Source organism: Psychrobacter sp. PSi21, from assembly GCF_054960615.1.
The window spans coordinates 42,355-65,680 of sequence record NZ_JBHNYR010000014.1 but is presented as its reverse complement, the minus strand read 5'-3'; the positions used below and the strand labels follow the sequence as shown (position 1 = coordinate 65,680).

The following is a 23,326-nucleotide window of genomic DNA, read 5'->3' as shown; positions in this document are numbered from 1 at the left end:
AAAAAGGACTTGTCTTACAAACAAGTCCTTTTTCATTGGGTGACCGATCAGGAGACAGTATTGATGACGCTTATGTCTGGCATCGGAGGCAAATCATCTAAGCTGCGTAGCCCAAAAGCATCTAAAAACTGTGGCGTGGTGTGGAGCAGGGCAGGATGACCCAAAGTCTCCTTATAGCCATTTTCCATAATCCAATGTTTATCAAACAGCTGGCGCAAGATATTGCTTGATAAGCTGACACCGCGTACATGCTCAATGTCACTACGGGTTACAGGCTGCTTGTATGCGATCACGCTGAGTGTCTCAAGCACGGCTTGGCTTAAGCGTTCTTGGCGCTGCGGAAAAATACGCTGGATAAGGTAGCTATACTGATTGGCAATCTGTAGTCGATAACCGCTGGCGGTCTCAGTCAAGTTAAGCACACCTTCGTCTAAGCGTGACTGTAGTGTCTTTAATGCCGCATTGAGCTCAGACGTTGATATAGACAAGTGTTTCTTTAGTGCGTTTGCAGTGAGCGGCGCTTCTGAGGCATGTAACAATACCTCGATATGTTTGCTGATGGTGTGTATGTTTGGCTTATCTACATCCATGATTGTGGTATGCTCCTCAAAGTCATGATGAGTTATAAAGGGGGAGGGCAAGCGCCTTGAAAGTGATGTGCTATCGCCTATAAACATAAGCCATACCCTGCTAGGTGGACAACCATTCTAAGCGCAACTGATTCATATCTAGAATGGCCACAGACTCGTTTTCAGCACTTTGTGCCAGTCTCTCATCATTGTCTACAGCATTTGGCCTCGCTTGCGTCGTTGCTATGACACCGACCAGCTGCCGTTTGATCAACTCTAGTACGGCTACAAAGCTGACCACCACACCCATCTTGCCTTGTGTTCTATCCAGTAGCGCATAAAAGTTTTGAGCGCCATCTGTGCTCAGCTGGCGACTGATGCTGGCAATACGGTCGGCGAGTGGTACTGCATCTACCTTGACGTTATGCATGTGGTAATTGGGCTGCAATTGCATTTTAAACAGACTGTCAATCAACAGCGTCGGAGAATAGCTTGGCAGCTCAGCATGCATGGCCTGTTCGTCGGGCATGCTGGTTAGCGCCACAAACACATCACGCTCAAGACGGACTAAATTGTCCAAACGCTGACTAACGGCTTTGATTTGGGCATAAGCTTCTAGCCGTTCAATCAGTTCGGCTTTGGGATCACGCTCGTTAGTCGGGGTTTGCTTTGAAGGCAATAGCAATTCTGTTTTGATGGCAATCAAGGTAGAGGCCATCAATAGATAGTCACCGGCCAACTCAAAATGCTCATGATCCAAAGCGCTAATATAGGCCAGATATTGCTCAGTAATGGGCAATATGGGCATTTGAGTCAGATCAACATTATTTTTTTTGACCAAATATAATAAAAAATCCAGCGGCCCAGCAAACTGCTCCAGCCAAATGGCAAAGGCTTGTGGCGGTACATATAGGTCATCTGGCAAATGTTGGACAGGGGTCTGGTAGATACGAATAGTGGCAGTATCAAGGACATCCATACTATTTAAGGCTCCTGACGGACTGCTAAAAATAAGCCTGCGCCAATATCTACAGTGTGGCATAGATATCTGCTATCGGTTTTAAATGCGGCTAAAAACACCTCAACTTGCGTACTGTGAGAAATGACATTGTCTACGACAAGTACGCTGCCCATGCTCAAAGATTGATGCAAATACTCAATATAAGATTCATAATATTGACGCTCAGCATCTAAAAAAATTACATCAAATGGCTGGTGATTTTGTTGTAAAAACACCAAAGCGTCTTGCACCTGTAGCTCTACAAGAGCATCTAATCCTACCGCCTGTAGATGCTCTTTGGCAATTTGACTACGCTGCTTATCAATATCTAACGATATAAAACAAGCATTACTGTGCTGGCGTAATGCATATGCTAGCCACAGTGTCGAAAAACCAGTCGACGTACCGATCTCTAGCACCTGTTTTGGATGCTTCATCATAACCAAACTGGCCAAAAACTGTGCCGCCTCTGGTTCTAGATGGCGATGACGATCCAGCCGATCGGTTTGTATGGCATCATAAGATTTGTCAGCCTCGTATAAAGACTGACAATAAGATAAAAACTGGCTTTGATCAAAAGTTGACATGATAAGCGGTAATGAGGACTGTCGTTACTTAAGTTTCGCTAGCGGACGAATACCAATGGCACGGCGCGCTTTATCCAATTGCTTACGGCTATGACGACGGGCTTTATCTGCACCCATTTGCAAGATTTCTTCTAACTCTTTCGGGTTATTCATTAACTCCTCATAACGCGCGCGGAAAGGGGCAATCTCGTTATTGATTTGTTGGAACAACTGCTCTTTGGCATCGCCCCAACCAATACCGGCGGCAAACTGCGCGCGCATATCCGCAATCTCGCTTGGCGTGGCAAAAGCTCTGTAAATTTCAAATAGAGTAGAGGAATCAGGGTCTTTGAGCTCACCAGGCAGTTGCGAGTTGGTAACGATTTTCATCACCGCTTTTTGTAGTTGTGTCTCTGAGCTGATCTGTGGGTTCATATCGCCAAATAGCGGAATGGTATTGCCATAGCTTTTGCTCATTTTGCGCCCATCAAGGCCAGTCAAAAGCGGCATCTCATCATCGACCACCGCTTCAGGTAAGGTAAATAGATTCTTATAACGATGGTTAAATGTTCCTGCGATATCACGTGCCATCTCAACATGCTGAACCTGATCACGACCAACTGGCACGTGAGTGGCGCTAAACATTAAGATATCTGCCGCCATCAAGACAGGGTAGTCGAATAGCCCCATAGTGATACCTTGATCAGGATCAACATCCTCTTTTTCCATATTAGCATCGACCGCTGCTTTGTAGGCATGAGCGCGGTTCATAAGGCCTTTAGAACAGGAGCAGTTCAATATCCATGCCAGCTCTGCAATCTCTGGCACATCGGACTGGCGATAAAAAGTCACGCGCTCAGGGTCGAGACCGCACGCTAGCCAAGTGGCGGCGTTAGCTTTGCTCGATGCATGAATGATAGCTGGATCGTGACACTTCACAATACCGTGATAGTCTGGTAAAAAGAAAAACGCCTCATTATCACTGTTTTGAATAGATTTGATAGCGGGGCGAATCGCACCGACATAATTGCCTAAATGCGGTATACCTGTTGGGGTGATGCCAGTGAGAAAGCGCTTATGGGTGGCTGCTTGTCCAGAACTGTGATTGTCGCTCATGAAAAATCCATTGTTTTGTTTGTCAAATTATTATGAATACGTGACTAAAAGTGCAAAATAGCAGCCATAGAGTATAGCAAATTTTATCAGCTCTTTTGAGAATAAAAGTTTACTTGTAGACACCAGTACGGCCATTTGGCCCATGTTTAAAGCGGCGATGAAACCACATCCATTGAGTGGGGTCAATGCGAATCAAGCTCTCTAAAATCTCATTAACTCTTGTGGCATCAGCGACTTCATCAGAGCTTGGATAGTTTTCAAGCTGCGGGGTAATGGTTAAATGATAGTGCGGGCGCTTGCCACTGGGTAGATTATCGGGCGTTTGCCGATAGGTATGCAGTGCCATAACGGCAGGTGGGTTGCTCTTGTCACCCAGCTTGGCCAGTCGCCTTGATGCGGTGATGGTGGCGGCAGGTACACCGAAGAACGGTGCCATCACCCCTTGTTTAAGGCCATAGTCCTGATCAGGAGAGTACCAAATCACATGACCTGACTTGATCGAATTAACCAAGCTGCGCATATCGCGGCTGGATATTTGTTTGCCGAAAATGCGTGTGCGGCTATTGTAAATAAACCATTCAAGTAGCGCGTTGTTTTGCGGGCGATACATGCAATCAGTGGCAAAAAACTGTGTGCATAAGCGGCCACCCAGATCGAGCAAGGTATAGTGAGCACCCAACAAAATTACGGGGCGCCCTTCATTTTGAGCATTGATCAAGTGCTGTAAACCTGAGATGGAAAAGGTGCGAGTAAAGATATTGGGGCGAAACCATGCGCATAAGGTTTCAAAGACACCGATGCCTTGATTCACAAAGACTTGCTTGGCCATCAATTCACGTTCAGCTTCTGGCCTTTCTGGAAAGGCCAGTTTGAGATTGATTAAGGTATCACGGCGGCGCGACCCTGCCCGTTTATAAATCACAATACCTAAGTATCTACCCAAAAAAAATTGCGCACGCAGGGGCAAATATATCAGCGGCAAGATCAATCCCAGCATCAGCCAAACCCCCCAGTATTTGGGCAATAAAAACTGCCACTGAAAGGGCTTTTTTTCTGCTTGCACCGTTTGCTTGTGCGTCTGCGTGATACTCGGGGTACCTGCGGCAATTGGCGGTGAGGGTTGGTCGTGAGATGATTGATGCTGTGTGGTAGCTTTGCTGGGATCGAATTGTTCGGGCGCTTTCATGATGTCCTTTTGTGGCACAGTGATGGCATCGCGGCCAATGATAAAACGTTAGTAAGATGATGGGGTAGTGTGCCTAACTTTGCAAGTCATCAGTGCAGGCTTTGCTGACCGGAGCGGTTTTCAATCTCTACTTTGAAGGTCTTATTCTATTTTTGGCAAAAAGCATCATGCACAAAAAAACCCCACAAGCTGCAAACAGCATATGGGGTTTTTTGATTGCCTTGGCGGTCTGGGTTGATAAATAACAACCCAGACCGCCCATAGCAAATTAACGTTTTGAGAACTGTGGACGTTTACGTGCTTTACGTAGACCCAGTTTCTTACGTTCAACTTGACGTGAATCACGAGTAACAAAACCAGCTGCTTTTAGAGCAGGTTTTAAAGTCTCGTCAGACTCGATAAGCGCGCGAGTGATACCGTGACGGATAGCACCAGCTTGACCATTAATACCGCCGCCAGCGACAGTGATGTAAAGGTCATAATCGTTGCCTGAATCAAGCAACTCTAGTGGCTGACGAACAACCATGCGTGACGTTTCACGGCTGAAGTATTCATCAAGTGGCTTACCGTTAACAACGATGTTACCAGTACCTTTTGATAAGAATACGCGAGCAGTCGACGTCTTGCGGCGACCAGTTCCGTAATTGCGTTCCATAAGTGACTCCTTAGATGTCTAGTTCTTTAGGTTGCTGAGCGGTATGTGGATGTTCAGTACCCGCATACAGTTTCAGCTTCTTGATCATCGCATAGCCAAGAGGACCTTTAGGAAGCATACCCTTAACCGCTTTGTGTAGAACATCTTCAGGCTTATGTGCAATCAGCTTGGTGAAGTTGGTTTCTTTGATGCCGCCTGGGTAACCGCTGTGACGATAATATTTTTTATCTTGCGCTTTTTTACCCGTTACTGCAATTTTGTCAGCATTGATAACGACAATAAAGTCACCAGTGTCAACATGCGGGGTAAAAGAAGGCTTGTGCTTGCCGCGTAAGCGGAGAGCGATTTGGCTAGCTAGGCGACCAAGGGTTTTGCCGTCAGCATCGACAACGTACCAGTCATGGGTCACTTCAGCTGGTTTTGCACTAAGTGTTTTCATGATAAAACCTTAAATTTAAAATTTATTGAGAGTTTAGCTGGGAACGGGGCTCTCAAAAAACAGACTGCACATTATAAGCAGTAGCGAATGCGGTTGCAAGCTGCATTGGGGGTTTATTTTGCCTACTGTACATTAAACAGCCATGTTTGGTAGGTTTTTACGCTTTTTGGGTGTGGGCTGCCTGATTATGACGATGATAAGCAATAAAGTCCAGCAACAACTTGCCCAACTTTGGTTTGTTTGAGGCGTACTAAATCGCTAAAGCCTTGATTGTTGAGCATGTCTCGACTGTGCGCGGTCCATGCTGTCAGGTATTCGTGCAAATCTTTATCAGCCTCTAAATAGATCAGCGTGGTTTTACTTAGCAGTTGATGAGACAAAAGAGCGGTCAGAATCGGCTGCCATAAGTCATAGGCATAAGGTGGATCGATAAAAACCACATCAAATGGCTGATTCAGCTGTGCATCCTGAGCGATGACGTCTTGAGCATTGCCGCAAACGATGCGGCGGTGCGTCTCATTTAGGCGCAGTAATTCAGCACTTTGCTGCAACTGTTGGCTTTGAGCTGGGCTGGCTTCGATAAATGTACAGTGGCGCGCGCCGCGTGAGAGCGCTTCAAAACCCAGTACGCCACTACCTGCGCAGGTATCGAGTACCAGCGCATCATGCATGTCAGCCAGCAGCCAGTTAAACAACGTCTCACGCAGACGGTCTGGGGTAGGGCGCAGGCCATCTGTATCGATAAAGCTCACGCTACGCCGTTTGAGGTGACCGCCAATAATGCGTACGTCGCCCACGCTATTTGCTTTACGGTTGCGGCTTGGTTTGGCTTGGCGTTGGGCACTAGAGAATTTTTTCATAGACGATTTGCTCATAAGCGGTGTGGCTATTTGGGTGCTTCGGTAAATAGTGTTTGTAAATACATGCTCGACTTTGCGCAGGCTGAATGGGGTTTACGGATCTACTTCCTAATTACTGGCTTCTTGATTATCAGCTCCTTGATTATTAGCTTCCTGAGCCTCTGCATATTGACGGGCAGCATCGCGTGCGGCTTTGGCTTGTACTTTTTGCGCTTTGATGATTTTTAGCTCAGTCGCGCTGGGTGGCAAAATGGGATTGTCATGACGATCAAGCATCCAGTAATCAAACAACACCCGCCCAATGGGTGCGGCAGTGGTACTACCGCCGCCACCATTTTCAACCAATATGGCAAGGGCAATTTGCGGATCATCAACGGGTGCAAAGCCATTAAACCAAGCGTGATCCCAATAGCGTTTGTCGATGTCATTTTTATTGTAGCGCTCACCTTGGGCGATGGATTTTACCTGTGCAGTGCCTGTTTTGCCAGCGATGCGATATTCGGGGGTGTAAATACGCCGCGCTGTACCATTTTTGACCGTTTCTTCCATGGCAGTTTGCATTTTTTGCCAGTCTGATGCCTGCCCATTATAAGCAATTTTGCCATCAGGAGCAGTAATCACCTCAACATCCGCAGCACCTTTGCTATGCTTGAGCAGGTGCGGCGTGACGTGTTGACCTTGATTGGCCATGATGGCGGTGGCATTGGCGATTTGTAGCGGTGTTGCCAAAAAATAGCCTTGGCCAATACTGACCGAAATGGTCTCACCGGGTAGCCAGCGTTTGCCGTAGCGCTCCTGCTTCCATTGCGGTGACGGCATGATGCCCGCCTTTTCGTTAGGCAAGTCAATACCTGTGCGGGAGCCAAAGCCAAAACGTATCATCCAATCATGCAAACGCTGAATGCCCATTTCATAAGAGAGCTTATAGTAATAAGTGTCGACCGACATGGTGATCGATTTTTTTAAATCGACCGTGCCATGACCACCACGCTTCCAGTCGCGAAAGCGGTGCGAATCGCCCGGTAAGCTAAAATAGCCGGGATCATAAATAGTGGTGTCCCAACTGCGCAGGCCATAATGAATGCCGCCCAAACCCTCAAACGGCTTGATGGTCGAGCCTGGTGGGTACATACCTTGTAGGGCACGGTTGTAGAGCGGCTCATCAGGGTCTTCTCGCAGAGCGCCGTAATCTTTAAATGAAATGCCTGATATAAACAGGTTGGGGTCATAACTTGGGTTGCTGACAAAGGCCAAAACATCGCCATTTTGGGGGTCAATGGCCACAATCGCGCCACGGCGACCTGCCAACTGCTGCTGTGCTATTGACTGCAAGCCGTAATCAAGGCTCAAGGTCAGATCATTGCCTGCAATCGCCGCTTTGGTATCAAGCTGGCGCAGAATATTACCATGCGCGTCAGTTTCTACCGTACGTTGCCCCGCTGTGCCGAGCAAAATGTCTTCGTAGGCGCGTTCAATGCCAATCTTGCCGATCAAGTCTGTACCAGCATAGCGCTTTTTATCAATCTGCTTACTTTCTTTGTCATTAATACGGCCAACATAACCGAGGACATGGGCAAACAGCTCATCATGAGGATAAGTACGCGTTGGCCGACTTTCGATGGTAACGCCGCGAAAAAAAGGCTTACGCTCGCTGAACTGTGCCACTTGAGTATCGGTTAAGTCGATTTTGATGGTGACAAGATCCTTTCTGGATTGGTCGATACGTGCCAAAATATCCGTCATGTCGGTATCGGTCAGGCCAAAAATAGGTGCCAGTAGTGCTAACGTATCTTCCGGGTCTTCGACGGCATCAGGGCTAAGCATGGCGGTAAAGACGGGCTGATTGTCCGCCAAAACGTTACCATTGCGATCGTAGATATAGCCGCGACTTGGCGGGGTTGATAAGTGCTTAATACGGTTGCTGTCTGCTTGTGCTTGGTATTTGTCATGCGCGTAGATTTGCAGGTAACCATAGCGTAGTAACAGTACACCCAATCCAAGAATAATAAGGCCGCCAAAAATCAAAATACGACGCGTAAAAATACGATCGACCCGTTCGTTGTCTGGGGTGAGGCGTGTAATCATATAAGCGCAGTACCAAGATGAGCGAAGATGAGTGACGAGTAGGGTGGTCGTCAAAACCATCAATAAAAATGGTTAGAATCCCAATTAAGTACAGAATTAGCGGTGCAGCGAACACAGTATAGCCCTGGACACTATGCCAACTTTGAGTATAACAGAATCAATATATAGGCGCTTCATATAGAAATTTAGGGAGGCTTGTTTTTGTTTATCAGCAGGGTACAAGATTATATTTTCTGTGCGGATTTGGTGAGTAAATGATACTCAAGTGTTGCCAATAACCGTGTTTATAGGGTCGCTTATATAGTGCCGCATATTGTTACGACTTAAGTGTGCAATGTCTGGTCAGAGTGTGCTAATAAATGGCAAGTATGTTAAAATCAGGCGGCTTTATTGGTCGGGTAGGTTAGAGACAACATAGAGCTAATATGGAGATATTTTTGCTGTATGAATGATTGATGGTTGTACGTTCAATCTTCGCATTTTGGTGCCAACTCAATGACGGTAGTAGCGATACTCGGTGGGTAAGTCCAAGCAAGTTATTGAAAGACAACGATTTAGGTGGGAGCAGATACAATCATGGTCACAACTTCAATATGGCAAATGCTCACTGAGCATCCAGAATTGACCATCCCGCCAGTGACCGCATTTGTCACATGGGTACATGTCTGGATGGCGCTAAAAATGCTGTTTTATCCCATTAGGTTTTGGGGCGTTCGCGTGCCTAACTTTCCTTTTTTTGGCCTGCCGGGTATCGGCTGGCAAGGGATCGTACCGCGTAAAGCTGGCAAAATATCAGGGGTTATTGTCGACCAGACATTATCCAAACTTGGCTCGCTTGATGAGTTTTTTAAGGCCATGGAGCCTGATCAGATGGCGGTGTTTATCACCGAGACGGTGGATGACAACCTCGAGCTACTAATCGATGAGATTATGTTAGAGCGTTCAGAGACGCTATGGGGCAATATCCCTTATGCCATCAAGCGCCGAATCTATCAACAAGCGCACGACGCGCTGCCCAAAATTATGCAGTCGTTGGTCACGGATTTGACCTATCATGTTGAGGATCTGGTGGATATGCGCCAGATGATCGTTAACAAGATGGAAAGTGACCGTCGATTGATGGTCAATATGTTTCTAAAAGTCGGTCAAAAAGAGATCAATTTTATTTGGCACATCAGCGCGCTGATTGGTCTGGTTTTTGGCATCATTCAGATGTTTATTTTTTTGGTGATACCGCAGCATTGGACAGTACCGTTTTTTGCGGCAGTGTGGGGGCTCTTAACCAATTGGATTGCCATTTGGATGGTGTTTAACCCTGTTGAACCGCGTCTTATTCCCTATATCAAGTTTTTTAGCGTCAGTAAGCGCTTGCCGTTTATTCGTTTAGAGTGGCCACATGTGGCGCGGTTTCGCTGGCAAGGCGGCTTTATGAAGCGCCAAGAAGAGGTCTCAGATGTGTTTGCAGGCATTGTGGTTCACGACTTGGTGACGGTAGAGAACATCATGAATGAAATGATGTATGGTGAGCGCGCGGCGCAAACGCGTGAACTGATGAAGTCGCACTTGTATCAGATTTTAGACACACCAGTGATCAGCACCACATTACGAGTGAGCCTTGGCCGCCGCGAATTTGGCCAATTAAAAAATACTATCATCGATAAGTCCATTACCGCAACCATGGTGCCGCTTCGTGATCCAGAGCTTAATGACAGCCGAGCCAGTAAGATTTTTGGTCTGTTTCGTGATCGCATTCGCGCGCTATCACCCAATGAGTTTCAAAATTTGCTGCGTCCAGCTTTTCGTGAAGACGAGCTCACATTGATCGTACTTGGTGGTCTGACTGGATTCTTGGCGGGCTGGCTGCATTTGGTCTTAGTATTTTTCCCCGCTACCCATTAGCCATAGACGACTGGACAATACGAGCCAAGCAAGCGTGCGACATATCAGCAAAAATAGGGCAGCAAATAATGCGCCCTTACTCTGCTTATTTCTTAAGTAAACTATGACCGTATTAAGGTAAACAAGGTTAGACCGTATGTTAATCACAGAATTGGGCTATTTTGCCTTACTGGCCGCCTTTGTATTGGCGATTTTGCAGGTCGTATTACCCACGGTGGGCATTATGCGCCATCAAGTGGCGTGGCAGCGTTTGGCTCCCAGTTTGGCTTGGGCGCAATTTGCCGCGATGCTGGTGTCATTTTTATCGCTGATGGCAGGCTTTTACTATAATGACTTTAGCCTTGTTTATGTTGCTCAGCATTCAAATACCTTGTTGCCTTGGTACTATAAACTGTCGGCGACATGGGGCGGTCACGAGGGGTCGCTGCTGCTGTGGATGACCATCATGGCCACATGGTGTGCTCTGGTATCCTATTTTAGCCGTGGTCTGCCGTTATCCATGCGGGCGCGGGTATTGGTGATTTTGGCAGGCGTGCAGATGATGATGCTGGCGATGCTGATTTTTACCTCATCACCTTTTAATCGTACTTTGCCCAATTTGCCAGTAGATGGTGCGGATCTTAACCCAGTACTGCAAGATCCCGGTTTGATCATTCACCCGCCGATGCTATATATGGGCTATGTGGGTATGGTGGTGCCGTTTGCTTTTTGTATGGCGGCGTTATGGTCAGGCCGCTTGGATGCGGTGTGGACACGCTGGTCGCGGCCGTGGACACTAACCGCTTGGGGCTTTTTGACCCTTGGTATCGCGCTGGGTTCATGGTGGGCGTATTACGAGCTTGGCTGGGGCGGCTGGTGGTTCTGGGATCCTGTTGAAAACGCATCATTGATGCCGTGGCTGGCAGGTACCGCGCTACTACATTCGCTGGCGGTTACCGAAAAACGCGGGGTGTTTAAAGCATGGAGCATCATGCTGGCGATTTTCGCATTTGCGCTAAGTTTGCTGGGTACTTTCCTTGTGCGCTCAGGTGTCATTACCTCAGTGCATTCATTTGCCGCTGATCCGACCCGTGGTATGGTGATTTTGGCTATTTTGGGCGTGATTGTCGGCGGCGGCTTGTTGATGTTTGCCATACGTGGTTGGCGTTTGACGGTTGAGAGTCAGTATAAGCTGATCTCACGCGAGTCCTTTTTGGTCATCAACAACGTTATTATTTTGATTTCCACCTTGGTCGTGTTATTGGGTACGCTATATCCCATCATCGCCGATGCCTTTAATTTGGGGCAGGTGTCTGTTGGCCCTCCTTATTTTAATGCCCTGTTTGTACCGCTGACGTGGCTGCTGCTACTGGCAATGGGTATGGGGTCTAATATTCGCTGGAAAAAAGATAAGCGTCCCTTGCTGGGCATCGCAATGGTAATAGGCGTGAGCGCGGCGGTGCTTGGGGCGGTGATTGCTTACTTTACTCATCCGTCTGACATGCTCAATATTGCTGTTTCGGTGGCGCTGAGTATTTGGGTGCTAGCATGGATGATATTTGATATCAAAGACAAAACCAAAAACGCACAAGGTTTGGGGTCTGGACTACGCCAATTACGCATGAGCTATTGGGGCATGCAGGTTGCACATATCGGTGTGCTAATGGCGGTGATCGGTGTGGCGTTTACCACCAGCCTAAGCATCGAACGTGATGTGGCGCTTGCTGAAGGCGATACCATTAACGTGCAGGGTTATGACTTTGAGGTTAAGGATTTTCATGATGTAAAAGGCAGCAACTTTGATGGTATTCAGGCGCAGGTAGAAGTTACCAAAAATGGCGCACCAGTAGCCACGTTATATCCTGAAAAACGTACCTATGTTGTCAGTATGATGCCAATGAATGAAGCGGCCATCGATGCCAGCTTGATGCGCGATGTGTATGTGGCGCTCGGTGAACCAATCGCTGATGGCAGCAACCAGTGGGCGGTGCGTATCTATGTGAAGCCGCTGATTCGCTGGATTTGGCTCGGCGCGATCATTATGGCGCTGGGCAGCTTAATCAGTATGCTTGATAAGCGTTACCGCATCAAAAAGACCAAAGCAGATAGCACTGGTTTGGTCTCGCCGCTGTCCAAAAAACCTGTGATGGGGGAGCAATAAATGAGCGCACAGCAACACACACCCAATCAAAATGGACAACCGAACAACAATGGTCGCCCAGTGCAGAAAAATAAGCTGAAAATATGGTATTTGATTCCGCTGATTGTGTTTGCGGGCCTGTTTATCATGCTTTATATGCGGCTTGGCAAACCAACAGAGATTGTGACCAATACCGCGTTAGAGCGTCCTGTGCCTGCGTTTGAGCTCCCACTGCTTTCTGACACCACACGGACGATGACCAATAGTAATCTACCAGATCAACCGTTTTTGATGAACGTCTGGGGCTCTTGGTGCGCCACTTGTGTTATTGAGCATCCGTTTTTGATGACACTTGCCGATCGCGGTATCAACATTGTCGGGGTCAATTACAAAGATGAGATCGGCAACGCACTCAGTTATCTCAATCAGCGCGGCGATCCGTTTTCGATGTCTATTCAAGATTCTCCCGGTCAGTTTGCCCTAGATTTGGGCTTGACTGGTGCACCAGAGACGTTTGTGGTCGATGGTGAGGGTGTTATTCGCCAGCATATTATCGGTGAGATCAACGAGGTGAATTGGCAAGAACGTGTGGCACCGTGCATGATGGTACTCAATGAGGCCAACACAAATGCCACCAGCCCTGATGCCCAAACGCTTAAGGAGGCCTGTCAGTGAAGTTACTAGTTATCAATCGCGCTGATAGGGCACTAAGTGGGTCGCCCACACTGATGCCAACGCATAAAAGCATGCCATCTGTGTTAGCAGATATCGCTAAAGCGACGTGGCTGGCGCTCATAGGTCTGCTGATGGCGCTATTATTTAGCGTATCAACGTACGCTGCTATCGATGTCTATGAGTTCGATTCGCCGCAACAAGAGGCCCAGTACCGCGGTTTGATCGAGGAGCTGCGCTGCCCTAAGTGTCAGAATCAAAACCTTGCAGGCTCTGATGCACCGATTGCGCAAGATCTCAAACAAAAAACTTATGATTTGGTCAAAGACGGCCGTACCGATGGTGAAATACGCAACTATATGCAAGAGCGCTATGGCGACTTTATCAGTTATCGTCCGCCTGTACGCCCATCGACATGGATCTTGTGGTTTTTTCCGCCACTATTATTGATTGTATTGATTGCCGGTTGGTTTTGGCGCAGTAAGCGTCAGCAATTGGCCGCTAGCGGTCAAAGTAGTGCCGCACCAATGCCAGCACCAGAGGCATTGAGCGCAAAGGAGCAAGCAGAGCTGGATCAGCTGTTATCACGCTCGAATACCGTTGACCATGATATCACCAGCCCAGAGGATAAAAAATGACGCTATTTTCTACTGCGGGCTTATTTGTTTCCCTAAGCTTGTTGCTCGCTTTGCTACTTGCTGTAATTGTTATTGTGCCATGGTTACGTGCGCCGCGCACACAGTCGCGTACGGCGGACAATCAGTTGCTAGATATCAACGTGGCCGTCTTTCGCGAGCGCTTGGCTGAACTAAAAGTCGATAAAGACAGTGGCACCATTGACGACGCCCATTATCAAAATCAAAAGCTAGAGCTTGAGCGTCAATTGCTCGATGTTCAGCGGCAAGCGACACCAATGGTAACCCCTAGTGTCAAAAGCCGCATGATCGTGACTGTTTGGGTACCTGTGTTGGCCGCGATGGCTTATCTGTTGGTCAGCGACCGTACACCAGTATTTGAGCTGTGGCAAGCGGAAGACAAAGTCGGCAAAGTGGCTGATGACTTGTTAACCGGCCAAATTGATCAGCCACCTGCGTGGGCGATTGAAGATGGCCGTCAGCTGATTACCGCGATGCAGACCAATGTCTATCGTCATGCTGATGACCCTGATCGCTGGATGCGCCTATCAGAGCTGTTTTTATCGTTAGAATCCACCGATTCTGCCTTAGAGGCATTATCGCGCGCGTATCGTTTGTCACCAGATAATGAAGATATTGCCACCACCTATGCACAGGTGAGTTTCTTTTCAAACAGTGGCCAGCTGGATGCTACCAGCCGCCGCGTTCTACAAGATGTGTTGGCCACAAACCCTAATCATGAAGGCGCGCAAATGATCATGGCCATGGGTGAAGCTCGTGCCAGTAATTTTGATCAAGCGCGTGGCTGGATCAATCGTTTGCGTAGCAGCATTGCCGCCAAACCCGGAGACCACACGCAAGCTTTGAGTAGCCTAGATGAGCTCAGAGCCAACGTAGACAAGCAGCAGCAGCAAGCAGCGCAGGGTATCGATATCACTGTCAGTATCAACAGTAGCTTGTTGCCATTGGTTCAGGCGGACGATGTGCTGTTTGTCGCCATTCGTGATGTTAACGGCGGTCCGCCGTATGCGGCCAAGCGTCTGCCCATCAGTGTCATCAAACAAGGTGAGGCCAGCGTCAGCTTAAGCGACTTGGATGCCATGATGCCAGGACGTACCATTCAGTCTGCCCGTGCTGAAAAAACTCAGCTCGCTGTGGTGGCTCGCATCAGTCACAGTGGTACGGCGATAGCACAATCTGGCGACTTATCAGGTAACCCTGTGGTCATCAGCGCTGAGCAAAACCAAGTCAACGTTGCGATCAATCAGCAGGTGCCATAACCTGCTGAGGTAGGCGGCACTGTAAGGTCGCTTTTTTCAGCTATGTTTTTAATATCTCATATATGCCATAGCCTGATGATATGTTGATCAAAATCAATTGGGTGCGAGTCTACGCAATGGTCGTCTATGACTCCCCAATTCACTGGCAGTAGTAGGGCTTGCGCTAAAAAAACTTGAGCTTTATAGGAGCACAAGGTAAGGTAGTCGTGGCAATGACTCAAATACCAATCCACCAATCCCATTTATGAAGGAGAAGCGTACAATGATGCGTATTATTTTGCTAGGACCACCAGGCGCTGGTAAAGGCACTCAAGCCCAGTTTATCTCAGAAGCCTTTGATATCCCGCAAATCTCAACGGGCGATATGCTGCGTGCGGCTATCAAAGAAGGCACTGAGCTTGGTATGAAAGCTAAAAGCATCATGAATGCTGGTGGTTTGGTATCTGATGATTTGATCATCAATTTGGTAAAAGAGCGTATCGCCAAGCCTGATTGTGCCAATGGCTGCATTTTTGATGGTTTTCCACGCACCATTCCTCAAGCGCAAGCATTGGCAGATGCCGATGTAGCGATCAATCATGTGGTTGAAATCAGTGTTCCTGATGATGAAATCGTCAGCCGCTTGTCAGGTCGTCGTCAGCATCCAGGTTCAGGTCGCGTGTATCACGTGGTTTACAACCCGCCAAAGCAAGAAGGTATCGATGACGTGACTGGTGAGGCGCTTATCCAGCGTGAAGATGACAAAGAAGACACCATCCGCGAACGTTTGGCCACGTATCATGAGCTAACCGCTGCTTTGGTTGGGTTCTATCAAGAAAAAGCCAAAGAAGGTGCCGATGCGCCAAACTATGATAAATTTGATGGTACGCAAGATATCGAGGTAGTTAAGCAGCAAATCTTGTCAGCACTAAAAGGCTAGTTATCGATTGTAGCCAATAGAGGCGCTTATTAAAGACCCTGCTAATAAGCAGGGTCTTTTTGTGCCTGCTCATCAGGCCAGCGAGGGCTCATAAGTATGAATTAATGCCTTTTATCCTTGCTATCAATACAAAAAAGCCGCACATTGATCATCAACGTACGGCTTTTTTTAGCATTTATCAAATAGGCAGTTGGTAAAGACTGCCTATCTATTCATACTTATGCCAACATTTACGCGTTGCCTTGAGCGTCTACTTGGGCTTGCTGCTGGCTTTGTGCGTAGGCTTGGTCAAAGTTAACAGGCGCAAGTAGCAGCTGCGGGAAGCTACCACGAGTCACGATGTCGCTGATGACTTCACGCGCATAAGGGAACAACACGTTCGGGCAGTAGGCACCAAGGATTTGGCCGATTTGTTCTTCTGGAATATTTTTAAGCAAGAAGATACCTGCTTGATGCACTTCAGCGATAAAGGCAGGCGCGTCCGCATTTTTGGCGTTGACGCTCACAGTCAAAATCACTTGATAATGATCGTCGTCCAACTTTTCAGCATTGCTTGATAGGTTGATGTCCAGCTCAGGGTTCCACTCTTTGGTGAATACGTCTGCGCCCGGCACTTCAAGTGACATGTCTTTGACGTAAATGCGCTCAAGTGCCAATTGTGGTTGTGCTTGTTCTTCAGCCATGGTAATTCCTCAAATATAAAAAAGGTAAATATAAGCCAGTTATGATAATAACTATTGATCGATCCAGCAAGGTAAATAGGCGTTTGTTTGGCCTATGATACTTTGCCAAGCCATAATGTAGCAGATTAGCCTGCCAATAGCTCGTCAAGCTTACCTTGTTGGTTCATCTGATTCAATTCATCAAAACCGCCAACAAAGGTTTCACCAACAAATATTTGTGGTACGGTGCGGTAGTTGTTGGTCTTTTGCATGAGTTCTTGGCGCTCTTCGCGGCTCATGTCGTGCATACCAATCTCTTCATAATCCACGCCTTTTGATTTTAAAAGTTGTTTGGCATTTGAGCAATATGGGCAAATTGGTGTGGTGTATACTTTAACAGGTACAGTCATGATGATTCCTTAGTAAATGGTAGGTCGTGATCATTATTATGATAATAAGCGACATAAAGGTTGATAACCTTATGGCTTTCGTATCTTTACGTTGTCATACATATGATATAAAGCTGTGTTTGTGAGGTGGGGGTAGTGGTTATAAATTCAAGCGGGTACAGTCTGGCAGTTACAAAGGCTCACGTAATCACAGATAAACGCACAAAAAAAACACCACATCAGGTGGCGTTTTTTAATCATTCATATTTTATATAAGCAGGCCGATAAGTTTTATTTACTCAAATTGGCCTTGCCTTTGCCTTTAGCTGGCACGTCTTTAACACCCACAAGCGGCATACCACCTGCCTGCCAGCCGCCAATACCGCCCTCTAAGCGATAGACGTTTTCTTTACCGATCATCTGTACCGCAGCGCCTGCTTGTGCGCCCATATCACAGATGATAATCACAGGCTGCTCAATCGCACGTATCTCGTCTAAGCGGTCTTTGAATTCTGTAAACGGAATATTACGGCTACCGTTGATATAGCCTGTGGTAAATTTCTTTTTGGCGCGGATGTCGATCAGCTGCGCGTTATCAGAGTTCACCATCATGCTTAGCGTATTTGGCGATATTTTTCTACCGCTGCGTTTACTTTCGATGGTAAAAAACAATACGATAAGTACCGCTAAAATACCAAATAAAAACGGGTGGTTGCCCACAAATTCAAGCGCACGATCCAAACCATACCTCCAAAAAATAAGCGTTCTACCAGACCATGATTATGGTGTGATGTTTTTGAACAAGGCGCTATTATACCGATAAGGTCATCTATAGTAAACGTGCGATAAAATAGCGCCGATTATGTACCATAACGGGGACTAATAAGGTTTAGTGTCTGCTTCAGCTTGCAGGGTAACTAAATTTTCGACGCGGCGCTGCAGGACGTTGCCATCAGCCACAGCTTGCCACAGCGCACAGCCTTTGCTGTTGTGCGTGTGCTTGCAGTCACGGAACTGACAATCACCTGATAAGGGTGCCAACTCAATAAAGCCTGAAATGATGTCATCAGGGGTCAAATGCCAAATACCATATTCACGGATGCCTGGGGTGTCAACGATACCACCTTGAGTCAGCTCATCAGGGTTAAACGGTAACAAGCGGCTGGTGGTGGTGGTATGCTGTCCCAACTGCGAGTTTTCGGAGATGATATTGACGCTTTGAGCCGACTCGGGCAGTAGCGCGTTAATCAGACTACTTTTACCAACGCCTGATTGGCCAGCGAAGATAACCAGCTTATTATCGATATGGCGTTTTAGCTCGCCTAGGCCTTGTTGCTCATCGCTATCGGCGATGTTTTCAGGGCAGTCAACCGATGTCAAAACACTGTCATAGCCCAGCGCCGCATATTGCAGCAGCAAGTCATTGGTTGCGGCATAGGCCGCTTCGGTGAGCAAGTCGGCTTTGTTCAGTACCAGTAGCGGCTTGACGCCCGCGTGATGACAGACCACGAGGTAGCGATCGATCAAAGTCGGCGCAGCGGCAGGCAAGGGCGCAAAAACAATGGCCAAAATATCAACATTGGCGGCGACAGGCTTGAGCTTATGATAGCGATCAGGGCGCGAGACCAGTGAGGTGCGTGGCTGCATCGCTTCAATGCGGCCAAGCCCTGTATTAGGATCCGCAGTCCAGCGCACATGATCGCCAGTCGCCAACATAGGCAAATTGGTACGCGCATGACAGCGCCAAACATCGTCCAGTGCCAATGCTTGCCAAAATGGCTCAGGGTCGTTAGGAGCCACTTCAGGCTGCACAGGTATCACGGCAGGCAAACTGGTGACTTGGACTTCTAATTGCTTGCCGTAATGTGCCATCACGACGCCATCCATGAGGCTGTCATCAAGACTGTCTTGATTGGATTGTTGCTGCTTGTCGATGCGCCGAATCTGCTGTTTACTCAGTTTGCGTTGCCGGATTAATGCCATGGGTTGTGACCTATCATAAAAATATCTCTAAGTGTATCGTGAAAATTTGCTAACATACAGCCTAAAGCGCTTGCGTCAGGCAGGGGTTTTGTAATGTTTTGGCAGCGCTGCTACTGGTGCGCCTGAGCCTCAAACCATCAACGGCAGCTGTTTTGCTACAGCCGTGACCCCAGCCATTCAAAAAATATTGAGCATAGGATACTGTATGAGTACCACTGATCATCCCAACAAGATTAAAATCAAGCATCAAGGTAAAAAAGGGTTGGTATGGATTGATTTAGAGATGACAGGGCTGGACACGTTAACAGACGACATCATTGAAATTGCCACTATCGTCACTGATGAGGACTTGAATGTCTTGGCAGAAGGCCCAGTAATGGCGATTAAGGTATCCGACCGCGTCCTAAATGGCATGGATGAATGGAATACCAAGCAGCATGGTCAATCCGGTTTGGTAGACCGCGTCCGCCGTAGTACTGTCACACTAGCGCAAGCAGAAGCAGAAACCATCAAATTTTTAAGTAAGTGGGTCGATAGCGGCAAGTCGCCCATGTGCGGCAACTCGATTTGCCAAGATCGCCGATTTATGGCGCGGCAGATGCCTGAACTCGAAAAGTTTTTTCATTATCGCAACTTAGATGTGTCGTCGATCAAAGAGCTGTGCTTTCGCTGGCGTCCTGATGTGCTCAGAAGCTTTGAAAAAAATGGCAGTCACTTGGCACTAGATGACATTCGTGACTCAATTCGCGAGCTGAAACACTATCGCCAGCACTTTTTTAAACTGATTCCTTAAGACCAAGTTTTAAGGTCAGGATAATTGGGGCTTAAAGTCGGTGCTCAAAGCCAACCAAATCAAGTCGTTCTGGCTCGTCTTCGGCACTGATAACCGCTGCAATCACCGCGTCAACTTTTGGTTGGCGCGTTTTTTTGTCTGCAATGCGCCAGTCGCCAAGCACGTAGCGAATTTTGTCATTATTATCTCCAGCAGTATGACAGTCTGGACGATGGGTGTGGCCATGCAATAAGACGTCAGCGTGGGTAAGCACTTCATTCACTGCCATCTCATTAACATCCATGATATAGGCTGCTTTGGTCTGATTGTCTTGCTTGCTCTTTTTACGCATATTATCAGCAATAGCCAAGCGCTTATTAAGTGGTTTGCGCAAAAAATACCACTGCACCAAACGGCTGCGCACCAACTTACGAAAGCGTTGATACTTGCTGTCGTCAATGCATAGCGCGTCGCCATGCTCAAGGCGATAACGCTTTTGGCCAATGGTCAAAAAGTGAGGCTCTTCAATCAGCTTGCCGCCAAAAAGATTACAAAACGGCTGGCCCAATAAAAAGTCACGATTGCCGTGCATCACCACTATGTCGCAGCCATTGATGCGCAATTGTTTGAGTTTGCCAATCAGCGGAGTGAGCCAGTGCTGCTGTTTTTCATCTGCTGACAAGGTCAGGTAGACATCATCACCTAGCCATACCTCGAACCAGTCGCCAAGGATCACTAAGCGCTGCAACTTAGGCAGAGCCAGTGCATCATCAAGCAGCGCCAAAAAAGCCTGCACTAAGGCAGGCTCATCAGGTGATAGATGCAAATCGCTGACCAGAAGCAGCCGCACATGATGTGGACGGGTGGTGATCAGGTGATTAAAAGTCTGCATGTATCATAACCTTGGTGGTAACTATTATTTGTTGATGATGGTGGCTGATTTGATGACCACAGGCTCTCTTGGTACATCAGCATGCATGCCGTAGCGACCTGTTGGTACGCCTTTGATTTTTTCTACCACATCCATGCCACTTGTGACTTGACCAAATACAGTATAGCCCCAACCTTGCATGTTTTTGCCAGAATGGTTCAAGAAGTCATTGTCTTTTACGCTAATAAAAAACTGGCTGGTGGCTGAATGTGGGTCTTGGGTACGCGCCATAGCGATGCTACCAGCGGTATTTTTTAGACCGTTATCGGCTTCGTTTTCGATAGGGGCATTGGTTGGCTTTTCGTTCATGTCAGCGTCCATACCGCCGCCTTGAATCATAAAGCCGTCGATGACGCGGTGAAAAATAGTACCGTCGTAATGACCTGATTTGACATAGTCTAAAAAGTTTTTAACGGTTTTTGGGGCTTTTTCTTCGTTCAGTTCAATAACGATTGCGCCCATATTGGTGTCAAGTTCTACTACTGGCATGTCAACCATGTTGTTATCCTTTTTTGGTGGCAGTATCGACAGTGATACTGTACAGAGTAAAGCGTGCGCTGCAAGCTAACTACTAACCGCCAACCATACAATCACGATTGGCTGGCGCGCACGCCAAAGTTGTGGCTAGTCTAACGGCTTTTTTCTCATCTGTCATGTATCAGGCTGTTAATGCGTTTAGGAAACCTGATAGAATAACGCAACGTTTATTCTACCAGCCTTTGAAATTTTTTTATGATGCGTGATGGCATTATTACAACTTGTGTTAGGAGCAGTGCCCCATGAGTGCAGACTCAACCAGTACCGAACCAAAAAATGACTTTATTCGTAATATCATTCGCGAGGACATCAACGCACAAAAATATCAACAAATCGTCACGCGCTTTCCTCCTGAGCCAAACGGTTACTTGCACTTAGGTCATGTCAAATCCATCTGCCTAAACTTTGGCGTTGCTGCGGAGTTTGATGGTGCCTGCCATTTGCGCTATGACGACACCAACCCCGTTGCTGAAAAGCAAGATTATATCGACAGTATCAAACGAGATGTACAGTGGCTCGGTTTTGAGTGGACAGGGGAAGCGCTGCATGCATCACATTACTTTGACCAGCTACATGCGTGGGCGGTGCAATTGATTGAGCAAGGCGATGCCTATGTGGATTTGCAAACCCCTGAGCAAATCAAAGACAATCGTGGCTCGTTTAATGAAGCAGGTACAGACTCACCGCAGCGTGGTAATGATGTCGCCACCAACTTGCAGCATTTTGATGATATGAAAAATGGCAAGTATGCTGATGGCGAAGCGGTGCTGCGCGCCAAGATCGACATGGCCGACGCCAATATGAATATGCGTGATCCGATCATTTATCGCGTGATGCACCAGTCACATCACCAAACGGGCGACAAATGGTGCATTTATCCGATGTATGATTTTGCCCATCCGCTATCAGATGCTCTAGAAGGCGTGACGCACTCACTATGTACGCTGGAATTTGAAGACCATCGTCCATTGTACGACTGGTTGATTGACAAGGTTGGCTTTGAGCTACCGCCACATCAGTATGAGTTCTCTCGCCTTAATGTCGATCATACGTTAACCAGTAAGCGCAAGCTTAAGCAACTGGTGGATGAAGGTATCGTCAGCGGTTGGGATGATCCTCGTATGCCGACCGTTGCTGGCATGCGTCGCCGTGGTTATACGCCTGAAGGGCTGCGTGACTTTTGTGACCGTATTGGCGTCACCAAAGCCGATGGTATGGTTGATATGCGTTTGCTCGAATTCAGCATTCGCCAGTCGTTAGAAACCACCACCGCACGCGGTATGGCAGTGCTAAAACCGCTGAAAGTGACCATTACCAACTTTGAGGAAGCGGTGAGCGAATGGGAAAGTCTTAAGGCCGACAGTGTTGACGCACGCTGGGACGAAGATGCTCAGGCGCTATGGCTGAGCCAGCCAAAACACCCCAATGTCGATATGGGCACGCGTGAGATTCCATTCACGCAAACGCTGTATATCGATCAAGGCGACTACGAAATTGAGCCGCCAGCGGGTTACAAGCGCCTGTCTCCACAAAAGCCGGAGATTCGCTTGCGTAATACGTATGTGCTGGCAGTCACGGAGCACATTACCGATGAGGTAGGCAACGTGGTTGAGCTAAAGGCCACCATCGATCCGACCACGCTTGGCAACAATCCAGAAGGCCGTAAGGTTAAAGGAGTGATTCATTGGGTGTCAGCGAGCCTTGGCATCCCTGCTACGGTGCGCTTGTATGAGCAGCTGTTTAACACTGAAGATCCAAGCAGTGTTAGTGATGTACATAACGCGCTTAACCCCAACTCATTGACCACGCTGGACGCGGTTGTTGAGCCGTCACTGGCGCAGGCGGAGGCGGGTACGCGCTTTCAGTTTGAACGTGAGGGTTACTTCATCGCCGATAGCGAAACACACAGCACCGACAAACCCGTATTTAACCAAATTGTCAGCTTGCGTGACAGCTATAAGCCATCTTAATCACTGAACAATAGTGGTTTATAATCAAGCCCGTTTCTAGTACGCTAGGAATGGGCTTTTTTGTGGTCAACGTCAACGATTG

General features: G+C 47.7%; 23 protein-coding genes. 8 read left to right on the top strand and 15 right to left on the bottom strand.

The window, feature by feature from the left end:
• Nucleotides 1–47: 47 nt before the first annotated feature.
• The 9 genes from scpB to mrdA form a co-directional block, all read right to left on the bottom strand.
• Nucleotides 48–590, bottom strand: a complete 543-nt coding sequence (gene scpB / locus ACFI32_RS10685; protein WP_462626578.1) for an SMC-Scp complex subunit ScpB — start codon at nucleotides 588–590, stop codon at nucleotides 48–50.
• Nucleotides 591–690: 100 nt separating this feature from the next.
• Nucleotides 691–1,548, bottom strand: coding sequence for a segregation and condensation protein A (locus ACFI32_RS10680; protein WP_462626577.1), 858 nt, complete (start codon nucleotides 1,546–1,548; stop codon nucleotides 691–693).
• Between the two features lie 5 nt (nucleotides 1,549–1,553).
• On the bottom strand, nucleotides 1,554–2,156 hold the full coding sequence (locus ACFI32_RS10675; RefSeq protein ID WP_462626576.1) for an O-methyltransferase: 603 nt from the start codon (nucleotides 2,154–2,156) through the stop codon (nucleotides 1,554–1,556).
• Between the two features lie 24 nt (nucleotides 2,157–2,180).
• Nucleotides 2,181–3,251 (bottom strand): tryptophan--tRNA ligase, encoded by a 1,071-nt coding sequence (gene trpS / locus ACFI32_RS10670; RefSeq protein WP_462626575.1) that lies wholly within the window; start codon nucleotides 3,249–3,251, stop codon nucleotides 2,181–2,183.
• Nucleotides 3,252–3,360: 109 nt separating this feature from the next.
• Nucleotides 3,361–4,437 (bottom strand): LpxL/LpxP family acyltransferase, encoded by a 1,077-nt coding sequence (locus tag ACFI32_RS10665; protein ID WP_462626574.1) that lies wholly within the window; start codon nucleotides 4,435–4,437, stop codon nucleotides 3,361–3,363.
• 268 nt (nucleotides 4,438–4,705) lie between these two features.
• Complete coding sequence (gene rpsI / locus ACFI32_RS10660; protein WP_462626573.1) at nucleotides 4,706–5,092, bottom strand: 30S ribosomal protein S9; 387 nt, start codon at nucleotides 5,090–5,092, stop codon at nucleotides 4,706–4,708.
• A gap of 10 nt (nucleotides 5,093–5,102) precedes the next feature.
• Complete coding sequence (gene rplM / locus ACFI32_RS10655; protein ID WP_462626572.1) at nucleotides 5,103–5,531, bottom strand: 50S ribosomal protein L13; 429 nt, start codon at nucleotides 5,529–5,531, stop codon at nucleotides 5,103–5,105.
• A 185-nt stretch (nucleotides 5,532–5,716) separates the two neighbouring features.
• The gene (rsmD, locus tag ACFI32_RS10650; RefSeq protein WP_462626571.1) at nucleotides 5,717–6,391 is read right to left on the bottom strand and encodes a 16S rRNA (guanine(966)-N(2))-methyltransferase RsmD; all 675 of its coding nucleotides are present in this window, start codon (nucleotides 6,389–6,391) and stop codon (nucleotides 5,717–5,719) included.
• 108 nt (nucleotides 6,392–6,499) lie between these two features.
• A complete protein-coding gene (mrdA, locus tag ACFI32_RS10645) occupies nucleotides 6,500–8,476 on the bottom strand; it encodes a penicillin-binding protein 2 (protein ID WP_462626570.1) in 1,977 nt (658 codons plus the stop codon).
• A gap of 576 nt (nucleotides 8,477–9,052) precedes the next feature.
• Here mrdA and ACFI32_RS10640 point away from each other — a divergent pair.
• The 6 genes from ACFI32_RS10640 to adk all read left to right on the top strand — a co-directional run bounded on the left by ACFI32_RS10640 (nucleotide 9,053) and on the right by adk (nucleotide 16,000).
• The gene (locus ACFI32_RS10640; RefSeq protein WP_462626569.1) at nucleotides 9,053–10,375 is read left to right on the top strand and encodes a hypothetical protein; all 1,323 of its coding nucleotides are present in this window, start codon (nucleotides 9,053–9,055) and stop codon (nucleotides 10,373–10,375) included.
• 136 nt (nucleotides 10,376–10,511) lie between these two features.
• Complete coding sequence (locus ACFI32_RS10635; protein WP_462626568.1) at nucleotides 10,512–12,515, top strand: heme lyase CcmF/NrfE family subunit; 2,004 nt, start codon at nucleotides 10,512–10,514, stop codon at nucleotides 12,513–12,515.
• On the top strand, nucleotides 12,516–13,169 hold the full coding sequence (locus tag ACFI32_RS10630) for a DsbE family thiol:disulfide interchange protein (protein WP_462626567.1): 654 nt from the start codon (nucleotides 12,516–12,518) through the stop codon (nucleotides 13,167–13,169).
• A gap of 131 nt (nucleotides 13,170–13,300) precedes the next feature.
• Entirely contained in the window at nucleotides 13,301–13,804 is a 504-nt protein-coding gene (locus tag ACFI32_RS10625; protein ID WP_462626598.1) for a cytochrome c-type biogenesis protein, read from the top strand.
• A complete protein-coding gene (ccmI, locus tag ACFI32_RS10620; RefSeq protein ID WP_462626566.1) occupies nucleotides 13,801–15,081 on the top strand; it encodes a c-type cytochrome biogenesis protein CcmI in 1,281 nt (426 codons plus the stop codon). The genes ACFI32_RS10625 and ccmI overlap by 4 nt, the downstream gene beginning before the upstream one ends.
• A gap of 262 nt (nucleotides 15,082–15,343) precedes the next feature.
• A complete protein-coding gene (adk, locus tag ACFI32_RS10615) occupies nucleotides 15,344–16,000 on the top strand; it encodes an adenylate kinase (protein WP_462626565.1) in 657 nt (218 codons plus the stop codon).
• A 230-nt stretch (nucleotides 16,001–16,230) separates the two neighbouring features.
• Here the strand turns inward: adk and secB are convergent, their stop codons facing one another.
• The 4 genes from secB to rsgA form a co-directional block, all read right to left on the bottom strand.
• Nucleotides 16,231–16,683 carry a protein-export chaperone SecB gene (gene secB, locus ACFI32_RS10610; protein ID WP_462626564.1) on the bottom strand — a complete coding sequence of 151 codons (453 nt, stop codon included), beginning with the start codon at nucleotides 16,681–16,683 and terminating at the stop codon, nucleotides 16,231–16,233.
• A 125-nt stretch (nucleotides 16,684–16,808) separates the two neighbouring features.
• Complete coding sequence (gene grxC, locus ACFI32_RS10605) at nucleotides 16,809–17,072, bottom strand: glutaredoxin 3 (RefSeq protein ID WP_462626563.1); 264 nt, start codon at nucleotides 17,070–17,072, stop codon at nucleotides 16,809–16,811.
• A gap of 270 nt (nucleotides 17,073–17,342) precedes the next feature.
• Nucleotides 17,343–17,792, bottom strand: coding sequence for a rhodanese-like domain-containing protein (locus ACFI32_RS10600; RefSeq protein ID WP_462626562.1), 450 nt, complete (start codon nucleotides 17,790–17,792; stop codon nucleotides 17,343–17,345).
• A 138-nt stretch (nucleotides 17,793–17,930) separates the two neighbouring features.
• Complete coding sequence (gene rsgA, locus ACFI32_RS10595) at nucleotides 17,931–19,034, bottom strand: ribosome small subunit-dependent GTPase A (protein WP_462626561.1); 1,104 nt, start codon at nucleotides 19,032–19,034, stop codon at nucleotides 17,931–17,933.
• 205 nt (nucleotides 19,035–19,239) lie between these two features.
• Between rsgA and orn the strand changes: the two genes are divergently transcribed.
• The gene (orn, locus tag ACFI32_RS10590; protein ID WP_462626560.1) at nucleotides 19,240–19,827 is read left to right on the top strand and encodes an oligoribonuclease; all 588 of its coding nucleotides are present in this window, start codon (nucleotides 19,240–19,242) and stop codon (nucleotides 19,825–19,827) included.
• A gap of 31 nt (nucleotides 19,828–19,858) precedes the next feature.
• On the opposite strand, the gene ACFI32_RS10585 is transcribed toward orn, so the two are convergent.
• Both ACFI32_RS10585 and ACFI32_RS10580 read right to left on the bottom strand, forming a co-directional pair.
• The gene (locus ACFI32_RS10585) at nucleotides 19,859–20,698 is read right to left on the bottom strand and encodes a UDP-2,3-diacylglucosamine diphosphatase (protein ID WP_462626559.1); all 840 of its coding nucleotides are present in this window, start codon (nucleotides 20,696–20,698) and stop codon (nucleotides 19,859–19,861) included.
• A gap of 24 nt (nucleotides 20,699–20,722) precedes the next feature.
• The gene (locus ACFI32_RS10580; protein ID WP_462626558.1) at nucleotides 20,723–21,235 is read right to left on the bottom strand and encodes a peptidylprolyl isomerase; all 513 of its coding nucleotides are present in this window, start codon (nucleotides 21,233–21,235) and stop codon (nucleotides 20,723–20,725) included.
• A 281-nt stretch (nucleotides 21,236–21,516) separates the two neighbouring features.
• Between ACFI32_RS10580 and ACFI32_RS10575 the strand changes: the two genes are divergently transcribed.
• Nucleotides 21,517–23,244 (top strand): glutamine--tRNA ligase/YqeY domain fusion protein, encoded by a 1,728-nt coding sequence (locus ACFI32_RS10575; protein ID WP_462626557.1) that lies wholly within the window; start codon nucleotides 21,517–21,519, stop codon nucleotides 23,242–23,244.
• The last annotated feature ends 82 nt before the right edge of the window (nucleotides 23,245–23,326 follow it).